The following is a 12,334-nucleotide window of genomic DNA, read 5'->3' as shown; positions in this document are numbered from 1 at the left end:
TTCTAAGTTAAATTATAAAAGTTTGTAGGAAAACGATTACAAACAAAGTATAGACCCCATTCTTATATAGTAATTTAATCACTGTTCGCTTTCTAAATAACTCTACCCAAATTAAATTTTATTCATGCATTTGTTTTATTTAGTTGTTATGATTAACTCTATAATTTGAATCTGAATAAAATTAGAGTGAGGTAAAACAATGTCGAATCATAATTATTCTGACGAAAAAATCGAAGTTATAGATCCGAGTGATGATAGATATAAAGGAGATGATTATTTTAATAAAAATTCATCTCAAAACAATCAAAATTTAAAAACTTTTAATCAAACTTATTCTTATGGTTGCACACATTCAGGATGCGGCTGTATATTAGGCTGTTTAACTATTTCACTTATTTCATTCTTACTTTCATTACTAATTTTTTGGATTATATAAACATAAAAAGGGTGGGACTGAATTCATTTTGAATTCGAAGTCCCACCCTTTGGGCTAACTCGAGTTAATAAAGATTAAAATTAACGAATCATGGCTTACTTAAGTGACCTTAAAACTATTTTTAGGAATAGTCACAAGATGAACTTTCCAAAAATTTTTAAGTTATTTCTTATTAATCCTTTTTTGAGCTTTGAGAATTTTGATTGTTATTATTTTGTTTTTGTGTGTTCTGCCCCGAACTAGCATTTTGATTGCCACTATTTCCATTGTTTTGTGGTCTGGTTGACTGTGTTTGATTTGATTTATTTTGGGTACTTTGACGATTCTCTGATGACTGGTTAGATTTATTTTGTTGTGGCTTTTGTTGTGTTGACGATTGATCTTTTTCATTTGGGCTTTCTTTAGAATTTGAACTGTCTTGTCTAGTTTTTTTTCTTTCATCAGTTTTTGGTTCTTTTGCTCTCTTTTCTCCTGTTTGTGGATTTTGTCTCACCGGAGTTTGAGTTGTAGGTCTTTGTGGCGTTTGAACAGTTTGTTGCGTTTGTTGCGTTTGTTGCGTTTGTTGAGTTTGAGGAACTTGTTGCGTTTGTTGTGTATTATTCTTTTTTTCTTCCACCGATTTTTTATCTTTTTTTTCCTTTTTGTCTTTATCGTCTTTTTTCTTTTCTTGCTGTGTTGTTTTATCACTGAGTCGTTCGTTACCTTTTTTTGAACTATCGACAAATGAGTAAATACCAAATGCTAAACCTATTAATAATAGCAAAACTACAATCGCACTAATAAATTTGGAGATACCGCTCATATTGTTTACCTCTCTTTCATTCTTAAACACGAATTTATCTTAAAAACAATACTATTGAATCATTGTAAAAAATCAAATCTCAACTATTTTCAATAATTAAAAGTAGTATTTCCCTAAAATTTTTTCATAAGAACTTTTGGGAATAATTAAATAAAAAGTTTAATGAGATTATATAATAGTGATATTTGAGTTTAATCAATCAATACAACTTTATATTTAATTATCTCATACATGATAACATCATACTGATTGATTAACATCATTTTTAAATAACTTAATCAAATCTTAACACGAGTGTTCGTAAATTTACCTATTACATTTGCCTGTGCAAAATGATTCACAACATCATTTAAAAAAGTTTAAAATAAACAGTGTTATAAAGTGAAACCATTTCACAAGTATAAAAAGTAGAATTAGTTTTAACTTCATTTTTACTATTTTATAATTATTTAAAAAACATTTTATAGTTAGAACATAGATACTTTAATTTATTACCACTCTAACCTTTTATTTTACGGAATAAACAATATTAAAATTGTAATCTTTTATACAGTATTCACTATTAAATGGGTATATGTATTCTAGGATAGAAAAAAAGGATCCATACGTTGCTCGCACGGATCCACTACTAAAGGGAGTCAAAATTTACCTTCGTTAGTATATTATGGGGTATACTCATACTAATTAAGAGATGTTTAATTAATTATCGAAGGTACAATTTTATTATAACTAATCTGTTTTTATTTTAAATGCATATTAAAAAAAGTCTTTGACATCTTATTGGCTAAAAAATGTATAAAATATGAATAATAATAATAAGTATCAATAAGATGACAGCTTTTTATTTTCAGATGAGGTGAAACTATGAAACGCTATTTAATTACTGGTGGAACTGGCATGGTCGGTTCCCACTTGGTCAACGAAATTAAACAAACCGATGCACATATTACAATTTTAACCAGACAGGATAAAACTTCTAATCATCCCAAAATCACGTATATCAACTGGTCAAAAGAGGGTTGGCAACATCAAGTACCAGATATAGATATTGTTATTAATCTAGCTGGTGCAACGTTGAATAAACGTTGGACATCTTCCCACAAACAAGCGATGATGCTTAGTCGTATTCAATCAACGCAAACACTATTTGAACTTTTTGAAACACGTGAACACAAACCAGAAGTTTTATTTAACGCAAGTGCAATGGGCTACTACCCTCCAGATTTATTTACAAGTTATACGGAATTATATCGAACACTTCCATTTGATTTCTTATCAGAAATTGTATATCAATGGGAACGGTTTGCGAATAAATTTAAGCAATTCGGTACACGTGTCGTTTTAGGTCGATTCGGTCTTATTCTATCAGACGATGGTGGTGCTCTTGAAATGATGGAACTTCCGTATCGTTTATATGTTGGGGGAAAACTCGGCTCTGGAAGACAATGGTACTCTTGGATTCATATCGATGACTTAATTAGAGGTATTTTATTTACTATCAATCATGATAACGCTGAAGGTCCATTTAATTTAACTGCACCTATTCCTGAAAGACAAAACTTATTTGGTTATACTTTAGCACGTGCGATGCATAAACCACATGAAACGTGGGCACCTAAATTGATACTACGTGCAGTGCTAGGTCAGATGTCTACTGTCATATTAGATACACAAAAAGTACTTCCAAATAAATTACATGCACTAGGTTTTGAGTTTAAGTATAATAATTTAAGAAATGCTTTAGATGATTTAATTAAAGCTTAAGAATTACATCGTAAGAAGAAGGGATATAAAATGAAAGATACTCAGTTAACATATATATTATTAATCATTGCAAGTATTTTATTAATTGCTAATGGTATATTTGCATTTGAACGTACGTTATCAATGATATTAATGTCGATATTATTTATATTAGTTGGAATCATTTTATTATCAACAACATTGAATACCATGTATCAATCATCAAAACACTCAAAACGTTAAATTTCATCAGTTTAAAGTAACAATCATTTTATTAAACATAGATAAATGAAAATCTCTCGGTTTGAATAACACTTTTAATAAATGAAAAACGGTAATAATCCATTTTGTAAGGTATTTATCTTTTTTTAATTACATCGTTTTTTCTAAATCTATATTCATATATTATTTAAAATAAAAACCCTAGTAGACAAATGACAAAATATACATTGTCGTCTACTAGGGTTTTGTGTATTAATCAATAATCATACAACGTTTATTTTATTATTTTTCTGGTTCCATTACTTCATCAATTAATCCATATTCTTTAGCTTCTGCAGCTGTTAAGAAGTTGTCGCGATCAGTATCTTGTTGAATTTTTTCAATTGATTGACCTGTACGTTCTGATAAAATACGATTTAATTTTTCACGTGTTTTTAAAATATGATTTGCTGCAATTTCAATTTCAGTTGCTTGTCCTTGTGCACCACCTAATGGTTGGTGAATCATAACTTCAGCATTAGGTAGCGCAAATCGTTTACCTTTTGCACCTGCTGCTAACAAGAATGAACCCATAGACGCTGCCATACCAATACAGATTGTTTGAACGTCTGGTTTGATATGTTGGATAGTATCATAAATAGCAAATCCAGCAGTTACACTGCCACCTGGTGAATTAATATATAAATAAATATCCTTTTCAGAATCTTGCGCTTGCAAGAATAATAATTGTGACACAATAGAGTTAGCTACGTTATCATCAATTTGAGAACCTAGCATGATAATACGGTCTTTCAACAAACGTGAATATATATCATACGCACGTTCACCGCGGTTAGTTGTTTCAATAACTGTAGGAATTAAATTCATTTATTTTTCCTCCTTATAATAACTGTTAAAATTATTTTACCTTAAAAGTCAAAAATGGTCAAAGATTAAGCTTATTAATCAAAAATTCAATTTGACGCTTAACCTTTTCATTTGTAAACTAGAATTATCGTTTTCATTGTACCGTCATTATTGAACGACGTACAGAAATGTGATTATTTCAATATTTACCCCTCGTAGTGTAATGGATAACACATAAGATTCCGGTTCTTAAAATAGAGGTTCGATTCCTCTCGAGGGGGTTGCTGAATGATGAGGAGATTTTAATGTCTGAGCTTATTTGTAATCTCAGTCTTAAAATCTCATTTTTTATAATTCAATTTGTTCACCATTTCTTATTTTATCCGCTAATTCATTCAACTTTCTTAAACGGTGATTCATACCTGATTTAGATATAGGCCCTGTAGAAACCATCTCACCCAATTCTTTTAACGATATTTCTTGATGTTCTACTCTGAGCTTCGCTACTTCTCTTAAACGATCAGGTAAATTTTCAAGCCCAATTTCTTCATCAATTAATTGTATACTTTCAACCTGTTTCATTGCTGCGCTAACAGTTTTATTAAGATTTGCTGTTTCACAATTAACAAGACGATTAACCGAATTACGCATATCACGGACAATTCTTACATCTTCAAACTTTAACAATGCTTGATAGCCACCTATCAAACTAAGAAAGTCGGAAATTTTTTCAGCTTCTTTAAGATACGCAATACTCCCTTTTTTACGTTCCAAATGTTTCGCATTGAGTTCATAACTATTCATCAATTTAGTAAGACCTTCGGAATGATCTTCATATTGTGAAAAAATTTCAAGATGATATGAAGATGTTTCAGGATTATTTACAGAACCACCTGCTAAGAAAGCCCCTCTTAAATAACTTCTTTTCATTTCATCATCTTTAATCATATCCGGATCAATATCGTGAGTAAAAACTCCCTTTTTTAAAATTCCTAAATCATTTAGTATTTCTTTCGCTAACATCTTTGTTCGACATATATAAATATTGTTTTTTTTCAATTTCATCTTTTTTCTAACTAAAATTTCAACTTCAACATTAAATATACGTTTGATAAGAGAGTAAATTCGACGAGCTGTTGTCGCATTTTCTGTCTGTACATTAATTACAAATTGTTGATTTGATAGACTAAGTGCGCCATTCATGCGAATTAATGCACTGAGCTCTGCTTTAGCATTCGATTCGTCAACTTCTATGCGTGTTAGTTCATTTTTCATATCTGATGCAAAGCTCATTGAACACTCACCCTTCCTAACCCTTTTTTCTATTCTTATTTATAGTATCGCCAATGAGGTGTAAAGTTATTTTCTAATTCTAAACACACACTTAAGCTATCATATCATAACTACGAATTCGCTTATAATTATTTCTTTTTATCACTAGGAGTAAAGCGAATTGTACTTGTTAATTCTAAGGCAAGTTCATAAATCATTTTTGATAATACTTTTGTGTTATGTCTGACATAGTGTTCATTAGATATTTCAACTAAATTAGATGCCGTTAAAACTCTAATTCCACTATCTTTTAATTGTTCTTTATGTACTGCTACTGGTTTCGAATTCTTTTCTTCATATCGTTGTAAAACATCTTTACTATAGGATTCTGAGCTACATATGACAAAATCAATAAATGGTTCACCAACTTGTCGAGTAAGTGCATCAATATGCTCTTTGACATCATAATTATCAGTCTCGCCTGGTTGTGTCATAACATTAGATACATAAAGTTTTGGAGCAGATGTACGTAATAATGCTTCTGAAATACCTTTGACACATAAATTTGATATAACACTTGTATATAATGAACCTGGTCCTAAGACAATTAAATCTGCTTGTTCTAAAGCTTCTATCGCTTCATTCATTGGTTCAACATCACTTGGTTCTAAAAACACACGATCTATTTTTTTATGTGTTTTAGGTATATTAGTTTCTCCATGTACAATTTCACCGTCTTCCATCACCGCGTTGAGTTGCACACTTGCGTTTGTTGAAGGGATGACTTGGCCTTTAATATTTAAAACTTTGCTTAACTCTTTAATAGCGTGTCCAAAATCATTAGTAATGTTAGTCATTCCAGCAATAACTAAATTACCTAATGAATGCCCATCTACTTGATTTTCACCAAAACGGTACTGGAACAATTGAGTTAATATCGATTCTGAGTCACTTAAAGCAGCAATGACATTACGAATATCACCAGGCGCTGGAATATCCATGACATCTCTAATTTTCCCCGTGCTCCCACCATTGTCCGCTACAGTAACAATGGCAGTAATGTCTATTGGAAATTCTCTAAGGCCTCTAGCAAGGACAGAAAGTCCAGTGCCACCACCAATAAGTACTACATTCATTTGTTTCATTATCTCTCTCCACTTTCAATATGCGCATCTCTATGATGCACATAAACATTATATTCAAAAATCTCGTTAAGATATTCAGCTAAACGTTTAGCTAATGCGACTGATCGATGTTGTCCACCCGTACAACCTATAGCAATAACCAATTGCGATTTACCTTCTTTTTTGTAGCCAGGAATCATAAATTTTAATAAATCTGTTAATTTATCAAAAAATATTTGGGTTTCTTTCCACTTCATAACGTAATTGTACACTGGCTCATCTAAACCAGTAAATGGACGCAATTCCTCTACATAGTAGGGATTAGGTAGAAATCTGACATCAAAAACTAAATCAGCATCCATTTGTATACCATGCTTGAAACCGAAACTTGTCACGTTGATTGTAAATGTTTCAAAGTTTTCATCTAAATAAAACTTTGAAATGCGTTGCTTTAATTCTTTAGGTTTTAATTTTGTTGTATCAATCACGTAATTAGCGATACTTCGGATTTCTGATAGATGTTCACGTTCCTCATTTATTGCATCTATTAATGATCTTTGTCCTTGTTCATTTAGTGGGTGCGCTCTTCTTGATTCTTTATAACGTGAAATAATTTTTTCAGTTTTAGCTTCTAAAAACATAACATCTAAAATCACGTCATTACGACTTTTAATAATATCAATTTCTTTAACTAGAGATTTAAATAATTCCTTACCTCTTAAATCTATTGCAATTGCTACTTTTTGCAATGAAGGATTTCCTTGAGCCATCAATTCTACAAATTTAGGTAATAGTACAGGTGGTAAATTATCTACACAGAAAAATCCCATATCTTCGAGACTTTGAATCACCAATGATTTACCCGCTCCAGACATACCTGTAACAACTAACAATTCACTTTTACCCATTTCTTTTTCGTTGCTTGTCATTTTCTTAAGTCACCGCCAATTATAATCTTCAATCAATATCATTATATTAAATTCATCTTATCACACTCAAATATGCAAAGTAACATACTTATATTGTAATTAAAAAAGCTAGAATCATTGATGACGATACTTTGACGCAAACAATGTTCTAGCTATGTGTAAAATGAGTTAAATTTTAATTATCTTTTAATTCTGTAATATAATCAGCTGCACTTTGAGCCGCAATACTACCGTCTCCTGTAGCAGTAACAATTTGACGTAACCCTTTATCACGAACGTCACCTGCAGCAAAAATACCTCGTACTTTAGTACTCATGTCATCTTGTGTGACAATGTATCCCGCGTCATTTGTAATACCAAGATTTTTAAATGGTGCTGTGAGTGGTTTCATTCCAATATAAATGAATACACCGTCGGCATCATAAGTCTGTTCAGCACCATCTTTAGTTGATTCAAGTGTAACTGAACCAACTTTACCATCTTTTTCATTAATTGTTTTAAGTGTATGACTCCAAATAAAGTCAACTTTATCATTTTTGAAGGCACGTTCTTGCAAGATGTTTTGTGCACGTAATTCATCTCTACGGTGAACAATCGTTACTTTATCTGCAAATTTAGTTAAGAAAGTACCTTCTTCTACCGCTGAATCTCCGCCGCCAATTACGAAAAGACGTTTATTTTTAAAGAATGCTCCATCACAAACCGCACAATAACTTACTCCACGTCCTCCTAATTCTTGTTCACCAGGAACGCCAATCTTTTTATACTCTGCTCCAGTTGAGATAATAACTGCATGTGCTGTTATCTCTTTATTCCCTAAATTGATAACTTTATAGTCGCCTTTATCTTCAACAGATTTAATATCGCCATATTGGTATTCCGCACCAAATTTTTTAGCATGTTCAAACATTTTAGTAGATAAGTCAGGACCTGTGATCATCTCAAATCCTGGAAAATTCTCTACTTCTTCAGTGTTTGCCATTTGACCGCCTGGCATACCGCGTTCAATCATGACAGTTTTTAAATTGGCACGAGATGCATATACTGCTGCTGTCATACCGGCAGGACCTGCACCGATTATTGCTACATCAAAATCTACTTCAGTCATTTTAAATGCCTCCTACTTATTAATCATTATGCGCATTATATATCATACTTTTCATTTCATAAATTTATATGCTCAATATAAATTCAATTGCTTTATTCAGTTTGTATCTAGAAACATTAAAATCGTCCATCAATTGCCTCTTGGTAAGTGGTTGGCTAGAACGACGATACGATAGGTAAACAAATGCAGCTACATATCTATCGACATCTACTAAATCTACATTTTCAGATATAATCATTTCTGCTTGATTAATCCAATCTGTAAATAAAGACGTGTTATATTTGAATTTCTTAAAATTATACAACCTTTGCATACCTCTGTGTATAAAATCTAATTTATTGAGTGTGAGTCCTTGTACCAAATATGTGAGATAAAGTTTCTCATAGTCATTCATTGATTCAAGAATTGACCAAATATCTTCAGTCATTAGTATTTCTTTTCCATTTAATTGATGAAGTAAAAAAATACCGTAAAGTCGATAATGATTATTATCATCTAGTAATAATGGTAACACTCGTGATTCAAATACCGTTTTACTTTCCTCAATTACCCAAGGTGCATAACCAACATCAACTTTAGAAATTTGAGTGAGCTTGTTCCACATCTCAATACTTTCGTCTTTATTTCCTAGGTAATAAAAATTGAAACTCAATGCATTATACATTTGAATAGAGACAAATTTACCTTTTTTATAAAGTGGATAAAGTAAATTTTGAGAAGCACGATACTGTTTTAAATAACTCAATACGATTCCTAATTTAAAGGTTTCGTCGTCATTTAGTGGTACTACTTTATTAAGTATTTTAAGATATTTTTGATATTTTTCTGTTTCTTTTTTATTATAAAGTAATAATGTGTAGTGACAAAGTGCATGCACGTCTGAATTATCTTCCTTTAAAAGTTCTTCAAACATTGCTTTGGCGCTATCATACTCACCTAGATACAAATAACACATTGCAAGTAAATTCCTAATCACCCTATGCTGTTGTATCTCGTAAGATTGATTCAAAATATATGTTCGGGCTTCTTCTAACCTACCTTGCGAAAAGAGAAATTGAAATAAAAGTTGTGTTGAAAACAATTGTGCTTCTAATTCAATTTTTTGTTCATTTGTATACGCGACTTCGAATGTTTTTTCAAGCATTTCTCTAAAATCTTTATCCTCTGACAATATTACATAATTAATACCAAACAAGAATGCCTTGTTTGGCTCGTTTAATTCTATATTTAATTGACTTAGTTCATAGAAACTTTCTGCTACATGAAAGTCTTTAACAATATTCTCATAAAATAGACGTTCTGCTTTTTTGCCGATATTTAATTTAACTAAACATTGAGCATAGTGTTGTTGAATATCAAAATCCTTAGGTGACAACTCAAGCACTTTTTCATAATATTCTGCCGCCTTCTTGTAGTCCTGTTGTCGCCACTTTTGGGTAGCCATTTTACGATAAAAAGCCTCATCAAAAATCATTGGAATGATGTTATTTTCTTTTTGTGCCATTCATTGTCACCTCCTGAATCTAATTGTATTTGCATAGGATTACCAAATGCAAAACTGTAATCGGGAACATCTTTAGACACAACCGTACCCGCACCAATTTTAACATGATTTCCTATGGTTATTCCTGGTAATATTGTCGTATTTGCACCTATTAAAGTGTAATCGCCTATAATGACTTTTCCTACTCTCCACTCATCAACAAGTACTTCGTGAGTTAATATTGTTGTATTATAACCAATGACTGTATTCTTGCCAACCGAAATGTATTCTGGATAAAACAAATCAGGCAACACTTTATATGCAAATGAAGTATGATTCCCGACATCCATTTTTAAAAGCTTTTTATATATTTTATTTTTAAGTTTCATACTAGGAACAAATCTTGCAATTTCTATAATCAACGTTTGCTTTAGCACTTTTACGAATTTAATTTTTCTATATATATGCCATAAAGGATTCACTTGATGATGCTTCTCTTTACTTAATCTTCTCAAAATAATCACTTAGCCTTTTTAATCGGCCATGTTAATGGTCCTGAATTTTCATATTTTATTGGTTGGTATTTAACTCTTCTATAAATTACGAATATCACACTAATCAAAATAAGCACAACAGAAACAAGTTGCGCGACACGTATATGACTCGTAAGCATCAAACTATCGGTTCTCATCGCCTCAACGAAAAAGCGCCCTACAGAATACCAAATAAGATAACCAAAGAATGTCTCTCCAAGTTTTAGACGTTTCCTTAAAGTAATTAAAATGACAAAACCTATTACATCCCAAATAGACTCATATAGAAACGTCGGGTGGTAATATTGGCCTTCAATATACATATTTCTAATAATAAAGTCTGGCAAATGTAAATGTTCTAGAAAAGCTCTAGATACTGGACCTCCATGCGCTTCATGATTCATAAAGTTTCCCCAGCGTCCTATCCCTTGAGCTAAAATAATACTTGGTGCCACAATATCTCCTATTTGAAACGGATGTAGATTTTTGATTTTACAAACAATAATCCCAGAGATAAGTCCACCAATTAAGCCACCATGTATGGCAATACCACCATGCCAAATTTTTGGTATCTCACTCAAGTGATTCATGTAATATGGCCATTGAAATGTAACAAAGTATATTCTCGCAACTATGAATCCAACAATCGCGCTATAAAATATAATATCGATTAAGGTGTCTTTATGTAATCCAACCTGTTTCAATGCTGCTTGTGCAATGAAGTATCCAAGTAAGATACCACAAGCAATAATAATTCCATACCATCGAACTTGGATTGGTCCCAAGCTAAAGGCAACAGGATCGATATATCCTAATGTTATATTCATGTGTGTTACTCCTCACTTTTATGACTATTTCGAACGATTTCTTCATTAAGTCTCTCATTAAATTCAACTGCTGTATTAATACCCATGATATTAAGACGATAATTCATAGCAGCTACTTCAATAATTACTGCTACATTACGCCCTGGTCTAACTGGTATCGTTTTTTTAGTGATTTCCGTATCAAGAATTTTCAATGTTTCTTCATTAAGACCTACACGATCGTATAATTTATTCTTATTCCAATTTTCTAAATTAATATTTAATCGAATTTGTTTTTCAGTTAATATTGATCCTGCTCCAAACAAAGTCATAACATTAATGATTCCGAGACCACGAATCTCTAGCAAATGTTCGATAAGTTTAGGCGGTTTCCCTACAAGTTCATCCTTAGTAATTTCTTTGATTTCTACATTATCATCAGCCACTAATCTATGGCCTCGTTTGACTAATTCTAATGCAGTTTCACTTTTCCCAATGCCAGAATCTCCTGTAATTAGTACACCTACACCGTAAACATCAACAAGTACACCGTGCAAAGAAGTAGTTTTCGCGAGTTCATGTTCGAGAAATGTCGTTAACCTACTCATTAAACTCGTTGTGGCATCTTTCGCAACAATAATTGGTGTATGCGTTTCTTGAGATGCTTGTATAAGTTCTTCGGGTGGTTCTAACCCACGTGTAACAATAATCGCTGGAGTTTCAGGTCGGCATAATTTTCTCATTCTTCCTTTCTTCTCTTCATCTGGAAGTAAATTATAAAATGATAACTCCGTTGTCCCTAATAATTGAATACGGTCTGAAGCATAATGTGAAAAATATCCAGCCATTTCTAAACCTGGACGTGAAATATCTGTGTTTTTAATTGGTCTATCTAAACCTTCTTCACCAGTAAGTAATTCTAAATTTAACGTATTAACTAATCTATCTGTTGTTAACATGCATTCACCTCAAATTTCATAAGCCATTCGTATCTTCCTTTTCTATTATCATATCAAAAATCAACACATGT

13 protein-coding genes and 1 tRNA gene are annotated in these 12,334 nt (G+C 31.8%); 4 read left to right on the top strand and 10 right to left on the bottom strand.

What is annotated here, in order from left to right:
• Nucleotides 1-199: 199 nt before the first annotated feature.
• Nucleotides 200-436, top strand: coding sequence for a hypothetical protein (locus tag HMPREF2576_RS07530; protein WP_001829687.1), 237 nt, complete (start codon nucleotides 200-202; stop codon nucleotides 434-436).
• A 172-nt stretch (nucleotides 437-608) separates the two neighbouring features.
• On the opposite strand, the gene HMPREF2576_RS07525 is transcribed toward HMPREF2576_RS07530, so the two are convergent.
• On the bottom strand, nucleotides 609-1,238 hold the full coding sequence (locus HMPREF2576_RS07525) for a DUF4887 domain-containing protein (RefSeq protein WP_002487885.1): 630 nt from the start codon (nucleotides 1,236-1,238) through the stop codon (nucleotides 609-611).
• Nucleotides 1,239-2,102: 864 nt separating this feature from the next.
• Between HMPREF2576_RS07525 and HMPREF2576_RS07520 the strand changes: the two genes are divergently transcribed.
• Together HMPREF2576_RS07520 and HMPREF2576_RS07515 are read left to right on the top strand one after the other, a co-directional pair.
• A complete protein-coding gene (locus tag HMPREF2576_RS07520; protein WP_001829630.1) occupies nucleotides 2,103-3,002 on the top strand; it encodes a TIGR01777 family oxidoreductase in 900 nt (299 codons plus the stop codon).
• A 30-nt stretch (nucleotides 3,003-3,032) separates the two neighbouring features.
• Nucleotides 3,033-3,224, top strand: coding sequence for a hypothetical protein (locus HMPREF2576_RS07515; RefSeq protein WP_001829614.1), 192 nt, complete (start codon nucleotides 3,033-3,035; stop codon nucleotides 3,222-3,224).
• Between the two features lie 261 nt (nucleotides 3,225-3,485).
• Here the strand turns inward: HMPREF2576_RS07515 and clpP are convergent, their stop codons facing one another.
• Entirely contained in the window at nucleotides 3,486-4,070 is a 585-nt protein-coding gene (gene clpP / locus HMPREF2576_RS07510) for an ATP-dependent Clp endopeptidase proteolytic subunit ClpP (RefSeq protein ID WP_001829659.1), read from the bottom strand.
• A gap of 188 nt (nucleotides 4,071-4,258) precedes the next feature.
• Between clpP and HMPREF2576_RS07505 the strand changes: the two genes are divergently transcribed.
• Nucleotides 4,259-4,330 (top strand) — tRNA-Arg (locus HMPREF2576_RS07505).
• 67 nt (nucleotides 4,331-4,397) lie between these two features.
• Here the strand turns inward: HMPREF2576_RS07505 and whiA are convergent.
• The 8 genes from whiA to hprK form a co-directional block, all read right to left on the bottom strand.
• Complete coding sequence (gene whiA / locus HMPREF2576_RS07500; RefSeq protein WP_002438915.1) at nucleotides 4,398-5,342, bottom strand: DNA-binding protein WhiA; 945 nt, start codon at nucleotides 5,340-5,342, stop codon at nucleotides 4,398-4,400.
• A gap of 128 nt (nucleotides 5,343-5,470) precedes the next feature.
• Complete coding sequence (yvcK, locus tag HMPREF2576_RS07495) at nucleotides 5,471-6,466, bottom strand: gluconeogenesis factor YvcK family protein (RefSeq protein ID WP_001829626.1); 996 nt, start codon at nucleotides 6,464-6,466, stop codon at nucleotides 5,471-5,473.
• A complete protein-coding gene (gene rapZ, locus HMPREF2576_RS07490) occupies nucleotides 6,466-7,374 on the bottom strand; it encodes an RNase adapter RapZ (RefSeq protein WP_001829594.1) in 909 nt (302 codons plus the stop codon). Before rapZ ends, yvcK begins: the two co-directional genes overlap by 1 nt.
• Before the next feature lie 175 nt (nucleotides 7,375-7,549).
• Nucleotides 7,550-8,482, bottom strand: coding sequence for a thioredoxin-disulfide reductase (gene trxB, locus HMPREF2576_RS07485; RefSeq protein ID WP_002438914.1), 933 nt, complete (start codon nucleotides 8,480-8,482; stop codon nucleotides 7,550-7,552).
• Nucleotides 8,483-8,546: 64 nt separating this feature from the next.
• Entirely contained in the window at nucleotides 8,547-9,986 is a 1,440-nt protein-coding gene (locus tag HMPREF2576_RS07480; protein ID WP_002468672.1) for a tetratricopeptide repeat protein, read from the bottom strand.
• The gene (locus HMPREF2576_RS07475) at nucleotides 9,953-10,489 is read right to left on the bottom strand and encodes an acyltransferase (RefSeq protein ID WP_001832606.1); all 537 of its coding nucleotides are present in this window, start codon (nucleotides 10,487-10,489) and stop codon (nucleotides 9,953-9,955) included. Before HMPREF2576_RS07475 ends, HMPREF2576_RS07480 begins: the two co-directional genes overlap by 34 nt.
• Nucleotides 10,486-11,325 (bottom strand): prolipoprotein diacylglyceryl transferase, encoded by an 840-nt coding sequence (gene lgt / locus HMPREF2576_RS07470; RefSeq protein WP_002468680.1) that lies wholly within the window; start codon nucleotides 11,323-11,325, stop codon nucleotides 10,486-10,488. The genes HMPREF2576_RS07475 and lgt overlap by 4 nt, the downstream gene beginning before the upstream one ends.
• 5 nt (nucleotides 11,326-11,330) lie before the next feature.
• A complete protein-coding gene (gene hprK / locus HMPREF2576_RS07465; protein WP_001829649.1) occupies nucleotides 11,331-12,263 on the bottom strand; it encodes an HPr(Ser) kinase/phosphatase in 933 nt (310 codons plus the stop codon).
• Nucleotides 12,264-12,334: the final 71 nt, after the last annotated feature.

Origin of the sequence: Staphylococcus sp. HMSC063F05 (assembly GCF_001837075.1) — a bacterium.
GTDB classification, from domain to species: domain Bacteria; phylum Bacillota; class Bacilli; order Staphylococcales; family Staphylococcaceae; genus Staphylococcus; species Staphylococcus epidermidis.
The sequence above is the reverse complement of the archived record's forward strand: the minus strand, read 5'-3'. Positions and strand labels throughout refer to the sequence as shown.